The 16,902-nt window shown below is 66.7% G+C and carries 16 protein-coding genes and 1 tRNA gene; 7 read left to right on the forward strand and 10 right to left on the reverse strand.

Features of this window, described 5'->3' with window-relative positions; all coding sequences use genetic code 11:
• Window positions 1-40: 40 nt before the first annotated feature.
• Entirely contained in the window at window positions 41-1,549 is a 1,509-nt protein-coding gene (locus KY661_RS03610; protein ID WP_225408851.1) for a GAF and HD-GYP domain-containing protein, read from the reverse strand.
• 179 nt (window positions 1,550-1,728) lie between these two features.
• Here KY661_RS03610 and rpe point away from each other — a divergent pair, with 179 nt between their 5' ends.
• Window positions 1,729-2,382: a ribulose-phosphate 3-epimerase gene (gene rpe / locus KY661_RS03615; protein WP_225408852.1), complete on the forward strand. Its 654-nt coding sequence runs from the start codon at window positions 1,729-1,731 to the stop codon at window positions 2,380-2,382.
• Between the two features lies 1 nt (window position 2,383).
• Here rpe and KY661_RS03620 read toward each other — a convergent pair whose 3' ends face one another.
• Window positions 2,384-2,773 carry a response regulator gene (locus tag KY661_RS03620; protein ID WP_075009795.1) on the reverse strand — a complete coding sequence of 130 codons (390 nt, stop codon included), beginning with the start codon at window positions 2,771-2,773 and terminating at the stop codon, window positions 2,384-2,386.
• Between the two features lie 259 nt (window positions 2,774-3,032).
• Between KY661_RS03620 and KY661_RS03625 the strand changes: the two genes are divergently transcribed.
• From KY661_RS03625 to KY661_RS03635, 3 genes are all read left to right on the forward strand, one after another.
• A tRNA-Pro gene (locus KY661_RS03625) sits at window positions 3,033-3,109 on the forward strand.
• 118 nt (window positions 3,110-3,227) lie between these two features.
• The gene (locus KY661_RS03630) at window positions 3,228-3,467 is read left to right on the forward strand and encodes an addiction module protein (protein WP_225408853.1); all 240 of its coding nucleotides are present in this window, start codon (window positions 3,228-3,230) and stop codon (window positions 3,465-3,467) included.
• 48 nt (window positions 3,468-3,515) lie between these two features.
• The gene (locus tag KY661_RS03635) at window positions 3,516-3,794 is read left to right on the forward strand and encodes a hypothetical protein (RefSeq protein WP_225408854.1); all 279 of its coding nucleotides are present in this window, start codon (window positions 3,516-3,518) and stop codon (window positions 3,792-3,794) included.
• A gap of 25 nt (window positions 3,795-3,819) precedes the next feature.
• Here the strand turns inward: KY661_RS03635 and KY661_RS03640 are convergent, their stop codons facing one another.
• Complete coding sequence (locus KY661_RS03640) at window positions 3,820-3,987, reverse strand: hypothetical protein (protein WP_225408855.1); 168 nt, start codon at window positions 3,985-3,987, stop codon at window positions 3,820-3,822.
• A 197-nt stretch (window positions 3,988-4,184) separates the two neighbouring features.
• Here KY661_RS03640 and KY661_RS03645 point away from each other — a divergent pair, with 197 nt between their 5' ends.
• Complete coding sequence (locus KY661_RS03645; RefSeq protein ID WP_075009774.1) at window positions 4,185-4,922, forward strand: SIS domain-containing protein; 738 nt, start codon at window positions 4,185-4,187, stop codon at window positions 4,920-4,922.
• 64 nt (window positions 4,923-4,986) lie between these two features.
• Here the strand turns inward: KY661_RS03645 and KY661_RS03650 are convergent, their stop codons facing one another.
• Window positions 4,987-5,919, reverse strand: a complete 933-nt coding sequence (locus KY661_RS03650) for a hypothetical protein (RefSeq protein WP_225408856.1) — start codon at window positions 5,917-5,919, stop codon at window positions 4,987-4,989.
• Between the two features lie 307 nt (window positions 5,920-6,226).
• Here KY661_RS03650 and KY661_RS03655 point away from each other — a divergent pair, with 307 nt between their 5' ends.
• Complete coding sequence (locus tag KY661_RS03655) at window positions 6,227-6,718, forward strand: hypothetical protein (protein ID WP_225408857.1); 492 nt, start codon at window positions 6,227-6,229, stop codon at window positions 6,716-6,718.
• 10 nt (window positions 6,719-6,728) lie between these two features.
• Here the strand turns inward: KY661_RS03655 and KY661_RS03660 are convergent, their stop codons facing one another.
• On the reverse strand, window positions 6,729-7,298 hold the full coding sequence (locus KY661_RS03660) for a putative ABC transporter permease (RefSeq protein WP_225408858.1): 570 nt from the start codon (window positions 7,296-7,298) through the stop codon (window positions 6,729-6,731).
• Window positions 7,299-7,478: 180 nt separating this feature from the next.
• Between KY661_RS03660 and KY661_RS03665 the strand changes: the two genes are divergently transcribed.
• On the forward strand, window positions 7,479-12,341 hold the full coding sequence (locus KY661_RS03665) for an ATP-binding protein (protein WP_225408859.1): 4,863 nt from the start codon (window positions 7,479-7,481) through the stop codon (window positions 12,339-12,341).
• A gap of 4 nt (window positions 12,342-12,345) precedes the next feature.
• On the opposite strand, the gene KY661_RS03670 is transcribed toward KY661_RS03665, so the two are convergent.
• The 5 genes from KY661_RS03670 to ureA all read right to left on the reverse strand — a co-directional run bounded on the left by KY661_RS03670 (window position 12,346) and on the right by ureA (window position 16,828).
• Window positions 12,346-12,774: an immunoglobulin-like domain-containing protein gene (locus KY661_RS03670; protein WP_225408860.1), complete on the reverse strand. Its 429-nt coding sequence runs from the start codon at window positions 12,772-12,774 to the stop codon at window positions 12,346-12,348.
• 160 nt (window positions 12,775-12,934) lie between these two features.
• Window positions 12,935-13,660, reverse strand: a complete 726-nt coding sequence (ureG, locus tag KY661_RS03675) for an urease accessory protein UreG (RefSeq protein ID WP_225408861.1) — start codon at window positions 13,658-13,660, stop codon at window positions 12,935-12,937.
• A 9-nt stretch (window positions 13,661-13,669) separates the two neighbouring features.
• Window positions 13,670-14,332 (reverse strand): urease accessory protein UreF, encoded by a 663-nt coding sequence (locus KY661_RS03680; RefSeq protein WP_225408862.1) that lies wholly within the window; start codon window positions 14,330-14,332, stop codon window positions 13,670-13,672.
• A gap of 10 nt (window positions 14,333-14,342) precedes the next feature.
• Window positions 14,343-16,058 carry an urease subunit alpha gene (gene ureC / locus KY661_RS03685; RefSeq protein ID WP_225408863.1) on the reverse strand — a complete coding sequence of 572 codons (1,716 nt, stop codon included), beginning with the start codon at window positions 16,056-16,058 and terminating at the stop codon, window positions 14,343-14,345.
• Entirely contained in the window at window positions 16,055-16,828 is a 774-nt protein-coding gene (ureA, locus tag KY661_RS03690; protein WP_225408864.1) for an urease subunit gamma, read from the reverse strand. Before ureA ends, ureC begins: the two co-directional genes overlap by 4 nt.
• Window positions 16,829-16,902 lie beyond the last annotated feature (74 nt).

Raw genomic sequence — 16,902 nt, forward strand, 5'->3', positions numbered from 1 at the left:
AACGGCCCCTCTGGCGCCCGCGGGCGCTGGAGGGGCTTTTCTACTTCTTGGCGCGGGCCGTCACCTTGCGGACCACTTCCGCCTCGGTGAAGACCGTGAGGAGCTCCTTGTCGAGCTGGCCGCCGTTGGCCTCGCGGGACAGGATGTCGATGGCGAGCGTGTGGGGCACGGCCTTCTTGTAGGGCCGGTCCGACGCGGTGAGCGCGTCGTAGATGTCCGTGATGGCCATCATCTTCGACTGCACGGGAATGGTCTTGCTGGGGATGGCGCGCGGGTAGCCGGTGCCATCGAGCTTCTCGTGGTGCGCGTAGGCAATCTCGGGCACGCGCCGCAGGGTGCGCGTCCAGGGAATCTGGGACAGGAAGCGGTAGGTGTGATCGACGTGGCTTTCGATCTCCCGGCGCTCCTCGGCGGAGAGCGTGCCGCGGGTGATGGAGAGCGAGCGGATCTCCGGCGTCTGGAGCAGGGGCCGCTCCTGGCCGAAGGCATCGGTGTAGGTGAGCTGGGCCAGCTCCTGCAGCCGCTCGAAGCCGCCCTGGGCGAGCACGGTGGGGCGGTTGCAGGTGAGGGTGAACTCGAGCACCTCGTCCAGGCGCTTGAGCTCCTCGCCGAGCCGCTCCTCCTCCTCGGCTTCGATTTCGGGCAGGGCCTTGTCGCCGCGCAGCTTCACGGCGGTGAGGCGGCGGCGGTAGCTCTGGAGCTGGAGATCCTTGCGGGCCACCTGGAAGCGGGCGCGCAGCATGTCCAGCTCGTGGGGGTAGAGCTTCTCGGCCTTGACGAGCACGGCCTCGCGCACGCCCACCTTGCCGAAGTCATGGAGCAGCGAGGCGTAGCGCAGCTCTTGCAGCTCCATGGGCGAGAAGCGGATGTTGGCGTAGGGCCCGGTGGCGGTGTGCTCCAGCGCGTGGGCGAGCTCCACGGTGAGGTTGGCCACGCGCTCGGAGTGGCCCGCGGTGGACGGGTCTCTCGCTTCGATGGCGACGACGGAGGCGGAGACGAAGCCCTCGAAGAGGCGGTTGATCTCCTCGTGGAGCAGGGCGTTCTCGATGGCGCCGGCGGCATTGGCGCCGAGCGCCAGGAGCAGCTCCTCGTCCTCGGCATCGAAGATGCGGCCGTTGCGCTTGTTGAGGGCCTGGATGACGCCGGTCACCTCGCCGGAGGCATCGCGCATGGGCACGCAGAGGATGGTCTGCGTGTGGTAGCCGCTGGAGGTGTCGAAGGAGCGGTTGAAGCGCTCGTCGGCGTAGGCATCCGGGATGTTGATGACGGCGCCGGTGGAGGCCACCTGGCCGGCGATGCCGCTGCCCACGGGCAAGCGGATCTCATTCTTGGAGCCCTGGGCCACCTTGCTCCACAGCTCGTTGCGCTCGCGGTCCATGATGAACAGCGAGCAGCGGTCGGCCTCTACGACCTTGGAGGCCTCGTAGAGGATGAGGGGCAGGAGCAGGTCGAGGTCGCGCTCGGCGCTCATCGCCTTGGCCACGTCCAAGAGGGACGTGAGCTTCAGCAAGCGCCGCGTAAGGGCGGTGTCGTCGGACTGGAAAAGCACCTGGGAGCGACTCCGAAGAAAAGGCGTGTTCTGGCGCAGACCGCTCTTTCTAGCACGAGGCTCCGGGGCGGGCCTGCCCGGCTGGCTGCCTGCATCTGGGATTGAAAACTTCGGCGCTGAACAGGCGGGAAATGCCCGGTACCGTTGGAAACCCGGAGCAGCTATGACAGGAACCCATCATGAGCCGCCGCGTCCTTATCTCCCCGTCTTTGTTGTCCTGTGACTTCAGCCGCTTGGCCGAGGAGGTGCGCGCGGTGGAAGCGGCGGGCGCTGACTGGATTCACGTGGATGTCATGGATGGCCGTTTCGTGCCGAACATCACGCTGGGGCCGGTCATCGTGCAGGCCATCAAGCGGGTGGCGACGAAGCCGCTGGACGTGCACCTGATGATTGTCGAGCCGGAGCGCTACATCGAGGCCTTCGCGAAGGCGGGGGCGGACGTCCTGACGGTGCACGTGGAGGCGAGCCCGCACCTGCACCGCACGCTGCAGCAGATCCGCCAGGCGGGGGCGAAGCCCGCGGTGGTGCTCAACCCGTCCACGCCCCTGTCGGCCATTGAAGAGGTGCTGGGGGAGGTGGAGATGGTGCTGGTGATGAGCGTGAACCCGGGCTTCGGGGGCCAGAGCTTCATCGAGGCGTCGGTGAACCGGGTGCGCCGGCTGCGGGCGATGCTGGATGCCCGGGGGCTGAGCACGCACATCGAGGTGGATGGCGGCATCAACGCGGAGACGGCGAAGCGGGTGGTGGAGGCGGGAGCCTCGGTGCTGGTGGCGGGCTCACACGTGTTCGGCGCGAAGGACTACGCCGAGGCCATCCGCTCGCTGCGGCCGTGACTCAGGCGGGGATGGGCATGGGCTGGGCGCTGGCGGCCAGGCGTGCGACGCGGGGCATGAAGGTGGTGCTGAAGGGCTTCACCTCGTAGGCATCGGCGCCGAGCTTGAAGCACTGGTGGCGCATGTGCTGGTCCTCGATGCCGCTGAGGACGATGACCTTGCAGTGGCGGGTGGCCGGGTCCTGCTTGAGCTGGGAGAGGAGATCCCGCCCATCGAGCTGCTGGTGGATGTCGAGGATGACGACGGCGGGGCGGTGCTGGCGGGCCAGGGGGAGGACATTCTCCGAGCGGGTGTCCCCGATGCAGGTGAGCCCCGCGCGGCGCCCCTCGCGGACGAGCGCGGAGATGAGAAGGGGTTCGTCGTCGGAGATGAGGATGATGGGGGAGGTCATCAGGATCCGCGGAAAGGCGAAAGAGGCGAAAGAGGACCAGAGCAATCCGCATTCCCGGCATCTCTCTGAACAGAATCAGGAGGTTGCGCCCTTCAGGACAGGGTCAAGACGCACTCCTGGGTGCTCAGCGACCCGGGAAACAGCGCTCAAAAGGGTCAGAAAGAAATGCAGATCCTGAGGCGTTGACTCGGCCAGGCGGGTCGGATACATCCGCCGCACTTCGCCTGCCCGAGGCCGTACTCAGGTGAAGGGAAGAGACCGGGGAGTGGCTCAGCCTGGTAGAGCACTTGGTTCGGGACCAAGGGGTCGCAGGTTCAAATCCTGTCTCCCCGACCATTCAAAGGGCGCGGAATCCTTGGAGAAATCCTCGGGTCCGCGCCCTTCGTTTTTCTGGGGTGCAGAAGCCCCGGGCCTTCGTTGTCCGTGCCTGGGGCGGGGCTTAAACTTCTGCTCCATGGCGACCAAGGAAGACCTCCTCTCGGATGTGCTGCGGCTCCCCCCCGAGGAGCGCGCCGAGGTTGCCCACAAGCTCCTGCTCAGCTTGGAGGAAGGGACCGAGGACCCGGAGGCCCAGGCCGAATGGTCCGCGGAACTGGAGCGCCGGGCCCGTGAAGTGCTCGACGGGAGTGTGAAGACGGTGCCCTGGGAGCAGGTGGAGGAACGCGTCCGTACCCGGCTCGGTCAGCGGCGGTGAAGGTTCGTCTCGAACTCCACCCCGAGGCTGTCTGAGGTGGAGGCGGCCATGGACTGGTACGAAGGCCAGCGCGCGGGCCTGGGAGCCGAATTCTTCACTGAACTTCGACGGAGTCTCCAGGTGATTGCCGAGGCTCCTCTCGCCAACCCTTCATGGTCTGGCGGGCGAGCGAGGGACGTGGAGGTGCGGCGGCTCCTCATGGAGCGCTTCCCCTTCGCGCTGCCCTACCTCGTGCTGGAGGAACTCGTGGTGGTGCTTGCCGTCGCGCACGTTCGCCGCCGGCCGGGGTATTGGCTCCAGCGTGCGCGGCCATTGCGGCAGCGTTGAAGCATCGGCTCCAGCTCGGCTTCAGCTATTCCGTAGCCGCTCCATGCGGTGGATGGAAGTTGAGCGGGTTGAGGCCCTTGCGCATGTCCTTCACGTCGAGGTGGCCGTACACCTCCGTGGTGATGGCCGGGTCGTGGAAGCGGACTTGCTGCCGAAGATGCTCGGCCAGCGCGAAGAGGACAGCAACAGTCATCCTCCGGGGGAGTGTCGAGGCCAGCAGCTTCCTCACGGTGCTCAGCATGGCGTTCACCCCCTTCCCGCCGGACTGATCCAGCGCGAACGTCCTACGCAGCAGTCCAGCGAGAGCCCAGTCGCGGCGTGCGCTCCATCGTCGACTCCACGTGAGGGAGCTTTTCCGTGGCTCCCGTTGTGCAGTAAGTCACTTCCCCAATGACCCATACCCCCACTGCTCAGACCTATCTCTCGGACCTGACAGCGCGCATGACGCGGCTCTTTGAGATCAATGGCGAAGCAATTGGAGCCGCTGCCGCTGCCATCCAGCGCACGGCGGAGGCTGACGGCCTGGTCTATGTCTTCGGAACCGGCCACAGCCATACGATGTCCGAGGAAGTGCACTACCGGGCCGGTGGGCTGGCCCTCACCGTGCCGATCCTTGCGACGATGACCATGGTGCATGAGGGGGCCGTGGCGAGCACCGCTTATGAGCGGATGCCGGGTCTCATCGCCAACGTGCTGGTCCGCTATCCCATTTCGGCACGCGATATCCTGATCGTGGTCTCCAACTCAGGCATCAACGCGGCCCCGGTCGAGGCGGCGCGCTATGGCAAGGAGCGGGGGGCAACGGTGATCGCCCTGACCTCGGTGGAATACTCCACGTCCGCCGCCAATGGCCGCCCCCGCATCGCCGATATCGCGGACATCGTGCTCGACAACCTGAGCCCAGCCGGGGATGCGGTGATCAGCTTGCCGGGGACCGAGCTCCGGGCCGGCCCCGTCTCGACCTCGCTGGGGGCGGCGCTGCTCAATGCCGTGCTGGCTGAAGCAGCCGCGCGCCTGCAAGGGGCGGGGACTGCGGCGCCGATCTACCGCAGCGCCAACCTTCCGGGCGCCAACGAGATCAACCAGGCGCTGGTGACGCGGTACCGGCCGCGCAATCCGCATCTTTGACCGATACAACTGGGGACGGCTCGATGTGGACCGCCCATGGGTGCTCTCGGAGTCCTTCCTGGCGTCAACCCGCGAAGAACTGCTGCAGGTATACGAAGCGGCTTCTGACGAGCGGTGAATTCATGGGTTCGTACGAGTAGATCAGATTGCCCTGATCGCGCAGCTCGATCCGGTAAGGCTGGTGCAGCACCTGCGTCAGCGTGTACCAGGCCACAAGCTCGGCGATGTCGTCGTGCCAGTTGTTGCTTCCGTAGAGCGATGCGAAGGGAGTCTGTGAAAGGGCGGCGTAGACGGATGGGATCTTGTCCAGGGGCACCGTCTTTCCGCGCTCGCGCCAGCAAGTCGTATCCAGGATGTCACTGCGGTAGGCGGTCACGGCATGCAGGCGGTCCTCCCAGATGCCCTCGGTGAACGGCCTGGCCGGCTCATACCTCGCGCCGGCCTCGGCGGTGAACCCAAGGCTGCTGTCCACAATGTGCGTCGCCTCGTGCAATAGGACGTAGACCAGTGCGTCCATGTGGCCGGCGTCTATCGACAGTTCCAGCGACGGCCCGGCGGCATCGGCGCAGCTGCGCTCCTTTCGGGTGATGAGTTCGGATACCGTCTCGTTCAGCACGCCGGCGCGGATGGTGATGTGGAAGCGCTTCTCCGAACGGTCCGTCTCATCCGGATACGTGAGCGCATTGTTCGGCATGCCCTCGACGAAACTGATCGAGCGCAGATGCCTGGTCAGCACGCGGCGCTGCAGCGGCGTCAGGTGGCCCAGCGCCGCAGCGAGCTTGTGCCGCTCGGAGTCCGTCAGCGTGCGCGAGGCCGCATCGCGAAGTTGCAGCATTTCGAAGAACGCCTTGGGCGCGGGGCCATGACGGTCCTGCAGGGGAGTCGATGCATCGAATACGTGCGGCGGGGGCATGCCGTGTGCTGCGGGGGCGCGGCTGACGGCCGTGGAGCAGCCACACAGGAGGATGGCCAGGATCATCGGGGGAAGAGCGCGCATGGGGCATACTGTACAAATGTCTCCAAGAGGGGACTCCGTTGTTTTTCCAGGACCCGGGGGGCCCACAGCAAGCGGGGCGTGCCCAAGCCGTGCGAGGGGTCCTTCCCGACGTACATCATCGGAGCAGGACAGCTCACGGCAGCGGCGGGCCACTTCACGGCATGGACGGAGCGCTTTGCTGCAAGGCCGGCGTAACGGGGAACGGGGCTCTGTACATAGCCCCTCGCGAGCAGGGCGCTCCCAGCGGCCCTGACCGCCGCCAGACACGGCGGTTCTGAACCCATCCAGTCCCCAGGAGTGGTCCTTCATGCGTCTTCACAATGCGTTGCTGATGTCCGTGCTGTTCGCCACCGCTTGCGGCCCCGAGTCCGAGCCTGTCCCAGACGAGACGGGGACGCAGGCCGGTGCGCTGGCTTCTCCCTCCATCACCTTCTGGGAGGGCAACTTCTGCGGTGGAGATCAGGTCGGCTCGTATCCCTACAATACGGCGGCGACCATCATCCCCAACTCCGGCGGCTCGGGCTGGTCCAATGACGAGGCCCGGTCCATGAAGTTGTTCCAGGTGCCCGTGGGAACGGTCATCCGCGTCTACAACAGTGCTTCTGGCAGTCATGGCGATGACTGGTCTGAAATCGTCATCACCCAGTACGCGGAGCAGCTCTGTGTCACCTCCTTCGAGGTGACGGGAACCCCCAACCCCTACTACTCGCTTAGCTACTGCGACAAGGGGGGGCTTGACGGAAAGGTCTCGCAGGTCCGGGCTCAGCCCTATGCATTCGTGGGCAGCGACTGCAACTGACCTAGCGCTATTACTGAGGCCGACGTGAAAGAGAGGGCTGGGCCACGGGCCCCAGCCCTCGGCCGTCAGGGGAAGAGTCCGGGGCAGCCTCGGACTCCCAGGCCAAGATGCGGACCTGCCGGACGAAACGGGTGAGGGGCTCGCAGGCCAAGCCGCACAGAAACCAGAGGGGGGCGTAGTCCAGGCGGATCAGCCCGTGAACGCTCCACGGCGAGCCCGTGTAGTCCCACGGGCTCCGGCCAACGGCCGCCACCAGGAGGGCACCGGTGACGTACTCGATCGCGAAACTCGCGGCCATGGCGATGAAGGCGCGCGTGAGCCGGCTCAGCCGCATGCGCCGCAGCCACCCCATGAGGACCTCGGCCAGCAGCAGGGTCGCGCCCCAGATGGGGTGCATCCACAGGTACGAGTACCCCTTGAGCCGCAGGTCTCCCACGCCCGTGGCCAGATCCACCACCGAGGTGAAGCAGCACTCGATGCACAACCCCATCAGTCCATAGACGATGAACCGTCCCAGCCCCCCCAGCCGCTGTCCCCCGGGTGCCAGCGGCGCTGTGCTCGCGCTTGGACCGCCATTCATCCGTGCCTCCCACGTCTGCGACGCATGAGGATAGGCATCTTAGGCGTCTCCGAGCGAATCGCGCCTGCCCGCCCTCCCTACACGTGACGGCACCTTCGCGGGAAGCACTCAGGCAAGAGGGCTCTGGACTGAAACTGCTCTGTCCACCCTCACAAAAGGTGTGTGGTATCGATGGGTTGGATGCGTACCTCGACCCCACCCCACGACGCGGCGGACAGCGCCTCTTCCTCCACCCAGCCGCAGGGCGAGCCCCAGCGCGAAGCGGCGGCGATGCCCGTCGGCGGGGGCGAGATGGGCGCCCTCATGCGCTCCATCGACTGGGCGCAGACTCCCGTGGGGCCTCAGGAAACGTGGCCCCAGTCCCTGCGCACGGCGCTCAGCATCCTGCTCGAATCGCGCTTTCCGATGTACATCGCGTGGGGGCCCCAGTTCGTTCAGTTCTACAACGATGGGTACCGGCCGATTCTTGGCTCGACCAAGCATCCCGGCGCCATGGGCCGCAGCGCCTCGTCCACGTTCGCGGAGAGCTGGCACATCATCGGCCCGATGTTCGAGGGCGTGAGACAAGGGAAGGCGGTCGGCTCCGAGGACTGGATGCTCCCGCTGGACCGGAACGGCTATCTCGAGGAGTGCTACTTCACCTTCGCGTACAGCCCGATACGAGACGAGAGTGGGGGCGTCGGAGGTGTTCATGTCACCGTCACCGAAACGACCGGCCGGATGCTCGGCGAACGGCGGCTGAGGACCCTGAGGGACCTTGCGGCGCGGGCGGGGCCGGCGAGGCGGGAGCACGATGCGTGGCAAGAAGCCGCCCGGGTGCTGCAGGGCAACGCGCTGGACGTTCCTTTCGCCTTGCTGTACCGGATGACGGACGCTGACCAGAGGCCCGAGCTGGTGGCGGCGGCCGGGTGGGGGACGGATCCAGCCGCTGCGGTTTCGCTCCTGGGCGCACCGCAGGCAAACCTCCTGTGGCCCTTCGCGGATGCGGCCGCGGCCCTGACCCCCCAATTCGTCCCGGATGTGCGTGCCCGCTTCGTGGAGCCTCCCAAGGGCCCCTGGCCGGAGGCGCCTCGGTCGGCCTGGGTATTGCCCGTTTCCCGTTTGGGCTCCGCGCGCCTTCATGGCTTTCTCGTGGCGGGCTTGAGCGCGAGGCGCGCTCCTGACGACGACTACCGTAAATTTCTGGAGTGGGTGGCGGATCACATCGCCACGGCCATCAGCAACGCGAGCGCCGACGAGGAGGAAAAGAAGCGGGTCGAGGCACGGGCGGAGATGGACCGCGCCAAGACCGTGGACACCCTGCGTTTTCTCGAGGAGTCCCGCCGCGCCACGCGTCTTCGTGAGGACATGCTCGCCGTCGTCAGCCATGACCTGCGCTCGCCGCTCACCGCCATTCGCACCTCCGCCGAGCTCCTCCAGCGAATTCCCCTGGACGGTGAGCCACTTGCCCGCGTGCGCAAGAAGGCGGACGCCATTCGACGTTCAGCCGACCAGATGAACCGGCTGATCGATGACCTGCTGGATCTGGCGAGCATTGATGCGGGGACGCTCTCCATCCAGCCCCACCCGCAGAGGGTCGAGGCGCTTGTCCACGATGCCCGGGAAGTGTTCGAGCCTCAAGCGGCCGAGAAAGGCGTGCAACTCGCCTTCGAAGTGGAGCCGGGACTCATCCTGACGTGTGACAAGGAACGGATCCTTCAAGCGCTCGGAAATCTGCTCACCAACGCGATCAAATTCACGCCCCCGGAGGGCCGCATCCTCCTCCAGGCCAAGACCGAGGAGGGGACCGGGCATATCCGCTTCAGCGTCGCGGATACCGGCCCGGGAATCCCTCCTGCCGCGCAACCGCACATCTTCGATCGGTACTGGCACGAGGCGCAGCAAAAGCGCGAGGGACATGGCCTGGGCCTCTCCATTGCCAAGGGCATCGTGGAGAGCCACGGAGGGCAGATCCGGCTCGAGAGGACCTCTGCCGCGGGCAGCACCCTCTCGTTCTCGCTTCCCGCCGGACCCCAGGAGGCGGGCGCGGTCTTGCCAGCACACCGCCGCCTCTTCCCGCCGCCGGGCGCCGGGGAGAGTTTCATTCAAGGCGGGGGCGAGATGGGCGCGCTGATGCGCGCCTTCGACTGGTCCAAGAACTCGCTGGGCCCGCTCGAAGCCTGGCCCCAATCGCTGCGGACCTCCGTCAGCACGATGCTCCGCTCCCCGTATCCCATCATTCTGTTCTGGGGCCCCGAGCTTCGCATGCTCTACAACGATCCGTTCCGTCCCATCCTGGGGACGAAGCATCCCCAGACCCTGGGGGCGCGCGGGCATGAGGCGCTTGCCGAGGAATGGGCGCTCCTTGGCCCCCTGATGAAGCGCGTTCACGAGACGGGAGAGCCCCTGTTCATCGAGAACGGGAACGTCAATTTCGCGCGGCGGCCTGGCGGGTTGAGAGAGGAGGCGTACTTCACCTGGTCCTACAACCCGACCATCGGGGAGACGGGGGAGATCGCGGGCCTCTTCGCCATCGCGAGCGAGACGACGCGCCAGGTGGTGGGGGATCGCCGGCTGGGAATCCTCCGGGAGCTGTCCATCCGCGCGGCGCTCGATAAGAAGGTCGAAGGGGTTTTCCGCTCTCTGGACGAGGTCCTTGCGCAGGCTGGCAACGATCTTCCTTTCTCGCTCCTCTACGCCGTCGAGGCCGGGAAGGCGCGCCTGGTGAGCTGTGCCGGCCTTGCACGGGGCGCTCCCGCGGCCCCTCTCGGGCTGAGCCTCGGCGACGCCCACCCGTGGCCCCTCGCCGCCGTTGCCAGCCAGAAGCAGGAGGTGCTGGTCGAAGACCTCCACTTGAAGTTGGGCCCCCTTCCCGGCGGCCCTTGGCCCGAGCCCGCGACACGCGCCCTCGTTCTTCCCGTGCCCATGGGCGCGGATACCGCGGCCACGGGAGTGCTTGTGGCGGGCCTGAGTCCACTGGTCGCGCTGGACGACGAGTACCGCGGCTTCCTGCAGCTGCTGGCGCGGCAGCTCGCCGCCAGCCTCTCCAGTGCCCGCGCCTATGAACAGGAAAAGCAGCGGGCAGAGGCGTTGGCCCTGCTGGACCAGGCGAAGACGGCATTCTTCAGCAATGTGAGCCACGAATTCAGGACTCCGCTCACGCTCATCCTCGGCCCCATCGAGGACGCGCTGTCCAAGCCGGAAAAATCGTTGGAAGGAGAGAAGCTCGGCCTGGTCCGCCGCAGTGCCCTGCGGCTCTACAAGATGGTCAACACGCTGCTCGACTTCTCGCGGATAGAAGCAGGCCGGGCCCAGGCCCACTACGTGCCGGTGGACCTTTCCGCCGTGACGCGCAACCTCGCGAGCGCCTTTCAATCCGCGGTGGAGAGCGCGGGCTTGAGGCTGGTGGTGGAGTGCCCCCCCCTGCCCGAGCCCCTCTACGTCGATCCGGAGATGTGGGAGAAGGTTGTCTTGAACCTGCTCTCGAATGCGGTGAAGTACACCTATGAAGGTGAGATCCGTCTGGGCCTCCGCTGGCAGGAGAGCCATGTGGTCCTCACCGTGCAGGACACGGGGGTGGGGATTCCCGAAGAAGAGCTTCCGCGCGTCTTCGAGCGCTTCTACCGGGTCCGGGTGACCCAGGGACGAAGCCACGAGGGCACGGGGATCGGCCTCGCCCTGGTGCAGGACTTGGTGAAGCTTCACGGCGGCAGCATCTCGGTGGAGAGCAAGCTCGGTGAGGGAACGGCCTTCACCCTGCGGCTGCCGCGCGGGTCGGCCCACCTGCCCCAAGAGCGAATCGAGCGCACGCCCCGGCCGGACTCTTTCTCCGCGGGGATCGCGCCCTTCGTCGAGGAGGCTCAGCGCTGGTCCGCGGATGCCACGGGCGCGGGCATGCTCAGCGCTGGAGCTTCCGATGAACCGGTGCTGGAGGTGCCGGAGGAGCTTGCGCGCTCCCGCATCCTCCTCGTCGATGACAACGCCGACCTGCGCACCTACGTGGCTGGGTTGCTCGGGCGCGTCTTCCGCCACGTCGAGACAGCCACCAATGGGAACGACGCGCTCGAGCGGGTGCGTGCCCAGCTGCCGGACCTGGTCCTCTCCGATGTGATGATGCCAGGGTTGGACGGCTTTGGGCTGGTGCGCGCCCTCCGCGCAGGTGAGGACACGCGCGCCATCCCCATCATCCTGCTCTCCGCGCGGGCGGGCGATGAGTCCACGGTGGAGGGCCTCCAGAGCGGGGCGGATGACTACCTGGTGAAGCCCTTCTCTGCGCGCGAGCTCATGGTCCGGGTGCGCACCCAGCTCGACATGGCCCGCGTGCGCCGGGAGGTGGTCCGCAACGAGCTTGAGAAGAAGGTCCTGCGCGAGTCCGTGCAGGTGCGGGATGAGTTTCTCAGTCTCGTCAGCCATGAGCTGCGCACGCCCGTGGCCGCCCTGTCGCTCAACTTCCAGTCCTTGGTTCGAAGCCTGGGCAGCGAAGACCCGGCCGAGGCGGTTGGGGTAAAGGCGCAAACGACGCAGAAACAGGTGCACCGCTTGACGCGCCTGGTCGAGCGGCTGCTGGACGTGTCCGAGGTCTTTACCGGCCGCCTGAAGATCACACCGCAGGAAGTAGACTTGTCGGCGGTCGCGAGTGCCGTCGTGGAACAGGCGCGGAACAAGGCCGCTCACGCCGGTTGTGTCCTCACGGTGAATGCTCCCTCACCCGTCATCGGACACTGCGACCGGGCGAGGCTGCACCAGCTCCTCGAAGGCCTCATTGATAACGCACTCAAGTTCGGGGCGGGAAGTCCCGTTGAGGTGGCCGTGCGGAGGGACTCGGACCATGCCGTCCTCTCGGTGGTGGATCACGGCGCAGGCATCAGGCCGGAGGACGAGGCGCGCATCTTCGGGCGCTTCGAGCGCGCCGTTTCCGAGAATCATTATGGCGGGTTCGGGCTGGGCTTGTGGTTTGCCCGCTCCATTGCGGAAGCACACGCCGGCAGCATCCGCCTCATGCCCACGGAGGGCGGAGGGGCCACCTTCACGGTGGCGCTCCCGCTGAACGGGACATTGGGATGAGGCCTTACGGCGTCCCTTCCTCGCCGACGAGGAAGAGATTGCTGGTCACCGGCTCCTGGACGGCCTGTCCCTGGGAGTCGGTCCGAAAGGTGTCCACGTGGTGCACGATGCGGTACTCGCCGGCCCGTAGCTCCACGGGGAGCCGCAGCGTGCCCTGGGCCTGTGCGCCGCCCTTCAGCGTTTGACTCATGGCGGGGCAGGCCTCGTCCTCGCCGAGGTGCGGCGTGTGGGTCCACCCGGCGTCCTCTTCCCGGCGCTCGATTCGGACGATGCAGAAGTTGTAGCCCACCTTGGGAGTGCCCTGGTTCTGAAGCAAGAGCTGGACGGTGTCACCAGGCTGATACGCCGTGGTGTCCGTGGTGAGGGAGACCTCGATCTCTCCACAGGCAACCATGAGCGTGGTGAGGGCCATCAACGGAAGTGTCAGTCGCATCTGCGTCCTCCTGAGCGTGAGCCCCGGCGCCAGTGCAACCGCCGGGCCATCCTCATCCCACCGTCTTCCGGGAAGATCGCACCGGGGCCCTCTCGGAAATCCGGAGCCGTTCCCTCGGGCATCACAGATCTCTGATGCCGCCGGGAAAGGAGAGGACCGTTCAGGCGGAGCCCGTCGCCTTGCGCCACGCTCCGAGGATGTGGTCGATGACCTCTTGCAGTCCCACGCTTTTGGTCACCTGGGTGAAGACGAAGGGCCCGTCACCGCGCATCTTCCGCGCGTCGCGGTCCATCACCGACAGGTCCGCGCCCACGTGCGGCGCCAGGTCCGTCTTGTTGATGATCAGCAGGTCCGATTGGGTGATGCCCGGTCCACCCTTGCGGGGCACCTTGTCTCCGCCCGCCACGTCGATGACGTAGATCGTATAATCCGCCAGCTCGCGGCTGTACTGCGCCGCCAGGTTGTCGCCGCCGCTCTCCACGATGAGCAACTGCGGCTTGAGCTCTTCCATCAGCTCTTCGAGCGCGAGCAGGTTGTGGCTGATGTCCTCACGGATGGCCGCGTGGGGGCAGCCCCCCGTTTCCACCGCCTTGATGCGCTCGGGAGACAGCGCCTTGTTGCGGACCAGGAACTCGGCATCTTCCTTGGTGAAGATGTCGTTGGTCACCACGCCGAGCCGGTAGCCATCCCTCAGCGCGCGGCACAGCGCCAGCACCAGCGCCGTCTTCCCGCTGCCCACCGGGCCTCCAATCCCGATGGTGAAGGAACGCGAGGCGAAGTCGCGGAGCTGGCTCGGCTCGCGCTCATGGAAGTGGCCGGGGTGGTCCATCTCCTCATGGGTGTGGTCGTGATCGTCATGGCCGTGGCCGCGGTGGTCGTCGTGCATGGGTTCACCTCAGGAAAGAAAGAGCCGTGAATAGAGCCGGTCGTGTGTGGCGCTGAGCAGGTCCATCAGCGGGGAAGTCTGGCTCAGCGCCTCGACGCCCAGCTCGGAACAGGCTGTGAAGACCTCATCCAACAAGGGGGCACACTGGTGCTGAATCTGGTGGGACTCGTGGGTGCCCACCATGCCCATCCGGACCGCCGCGGAGAGCGTTCCGCGCAGGGTCAGCGACAGAAAGAGCTGCTGGGCATCGAGCCGCTCGACCTCCAAGGCACGCAGCACCGCGCCGAAGAGGGGGGCATGGTGGCAGCGCAGCCCCGCTTTCCGGGCGGTGTGCTGCAAGGGGCTCACCGGCCCGGGGAAGATGCGCGCGCACGTCCCCAGGAACGCCCGCCCCTGGGTGCGGCTTGCCCGATTGGCCACGTGGTTGGTGAGGAACGCCTCCATCCGGGCGTCCAGCGCGGGAAGCGAGGAGGGCTCGCCGTGCGCGGCGCCCAGGACGGGCAGGGCGCCATACCCCGTCTGCCAGAGCAGCTCCCGCGCGAAGCGCTCCAGCCCCTCGCGGCCGCGCACCTCACCTTGCTGCAGTGCCGCCTCCAGTCCCCCCGAGTGCGCGAAGCCCCCGGTGGGAAAGCCCGAGTCCGCCAGCTGTAGCACCCTCCAGGGGACGCCCATGGCCCGTGCCTCAGAACAGCGAATAGAGCTGGGCGAGGGGCAGGCGCGTCGCGGGCTCCACCATGAGCGGCCTCTTGTCGATGTAGACCTTGAATTCATCCGAGACGACGCTCAGGTTGGGCAGCGCGTCGTTGAGCTTCATGTCCACTTTGCCGATCTTCCGGCACTTCTGCACCGCGGAGAGGCGCTTGGTCAGGCCCAGCTCCCGCACGAGTCCTCCTGGCGCCAGGGAGCGCGCCGAGACGAAGGCGATGCTCGTGGCCCCCCGCGCCCGTCCCAGGGCGCCGAACATCGGCCGCATGAAGGAGGGCTGGGGCGTGGGAATGGCCGCCCCCGGGTCTCCCATCTGGGACCAGGCGACGATGCCGCCCTTGACCACCAGCTCCGGGCGCATGCCGAAGAAGGCCGGCTTCCACAGCACCAGGTCCGCCAGCTTGCCCGTCTCCACCGAGCCAATCTCATGCGACATGCCATGGGCGATGGCCGGGTTGATGGTGTACTTGGCCACGTAGCGGCGGATCCGGAAGTTGTCGTTGCCGTCCGTGTCCTCGGGCAGCCGTCCACGCTGCTCCCGCATCTTGTGCGCCGTCTGCCAGGTGCGGTTGATGACCTCGCCCACCCGGCCCATGGCCTGGCTGTCCGAGGAGATCATGCTGATGGCGCCCATGTCATTCAGCACGTCCTCCGCGGCGATCGTCCCGCCCCGGATGCGGCTGTTGGCGAAGGCCAGATCCTCGGGGATGCTCTTCTTCAGGTGATGACACACCATGAGCATGTCCAGGTGCTCGTCCAGCGTGTTCACCGTGAAGGGGCGCGTCGGGTTGGTCGAGCTCGGCACCACATTGGGCTCGCCGCACACGCGGATGATGTCCGGCGCGTGACCGCCACCGGCTCCCTCCGAGTGGTAGGTGTGGATGGTGCGGCCCTTGAAGGCGGCGATGGAGTCATCCACGGAGCCGCCCTCGTTCAGCGTGTCCGTGTGGATGGTGACCTGGACGTCCTCTTCCTCGGCCACGCTCAGGCAGGTGTCGATGGCGGCGGGGGAGGTTCCCCAATCCTCATGCAGCTTCAGGCCCACCGCCCCCGCGGCGATCTGCTCCAGGAGGCCCGCCGGCAGGGAGGTGTTGCCCTTGCCCGTGAGGCCGATGTTGAGCGGCAACGTGTCCGTGGCTTCGAGCATCCGGTGGATGTTCCACGCGCCGGGCGTGCAGGTGGTGGCCTTGCTCCCCGTGGCCGGCCCCGTGCCACCGCCCACCCAGGTGGTGATGCCGCTGGCGAGCGCCTCGTCCGCCTGCTGCGGGCAGATGAGGTGGATGTGCGTGTCGATGCCGCCCGCCGTGACGATGAGCCCCTCGGCGGAGATGACCTCGGTGGTGACGCCCACCACCATGCCAGGGGTCACCGTCATCACGTCCGGGTTGCCCGCCTTGCCGATGCCGGCAATGCGCCCCGCCTTGATGCCGATGTCCGCCTTGTAGACGCCGGTCCAATCAATGATGAGCGCGCTGGTGACGACGCAGTCCAGGGCGTCCGCGTCGCCCACGCCGGCGTTCTGGCCCATGCCTTCGCGCAGCACCTTGCCGCCGCCGAAGATGCACTCGTCGCCATAGAAGGTGTGGTCCTTTTCCACCTGCGCCATCAATCCGGTGTCTCCCAGCCGGACGAGATCGCCCGTGGTGGGGCCATACAAGACACCGTAATCCGCACGAGGGATGGACTTGCTCATGTTTCCTCCTGGTGCCCAAACCCGCGGGCGATCACCTGCTCCATGGCACGCTTCTGGTTCTCCGGTGTCACAGGCCCCGAGGCCAGGTTATTGCCGCCTCGAATGACCTGCGCGCCGGCAATGGGCACCAACGAGACTGTCTTCTCCTGATCTCTCTCGAAGCGCTCCGCAGTTCCCGCCTTGATGTTCAGCCGCCGCCCATACGCCCGGGCCCGGTCGAAGACGAGGTCCTTGTTCACCTCGATGAAGTGGTAATGGCTGCCCACCTGGATGGGGCGATCTCCCCGGTTGATGACTTTCAGGGTGATGGCATCCCGGCCCGGGTTGATCTCGATGGGTTCGGAATGGAAGAGCACCTGGCCCGGCACCAACCGCGCCTCTTTCGTGGAGCGCTCCTGTGGCCAGCGCAGCGGCAGCACCGGCAGGAAGCTGCCATAGAGGGCCAACGACATGTCCCCCTGCTCGAGCTCGATGGGGTTCTGCACCGCCACCAGCTTCGTGCCATCCGGGAAGGTTCCCTCGACCAGGACTTCCGAGACCATCTCCGGCACGCCCTCCATCACCTGCGCGCGGCCCAGCAGTTTACGCCCCAGGTCCATCAGCTCGTATACGCTCATCTGGCCATCGCGGATGAACTCGAGCAATTGGGTGGCGATGAGCGCCACCGCCTCGGGGTAGTTGAGTTGCAGGCCCCGCGCCAGACGTTTCTGAGCCAGGAATCCCGCTTGGTGCAACATCAGCTTCTCGATGTCACGCGGCGACAGGTGCATGGTCCTCCTCCAAGTCAAACTTTGCTGGCTGGAGCTACCCATCCAGGGCGCAGCGGCACTCTACTTCTTGCGAC

It is taken from the genome of Allostigmatella hybrida (assembly GCF_020103775.1).
Classification (GTDB): Bacteria; Myxococcota; Myxococcia; order Myxococcales; family Myxococcaceae; genus Hyalangium; species Hyalangium aurantiaca.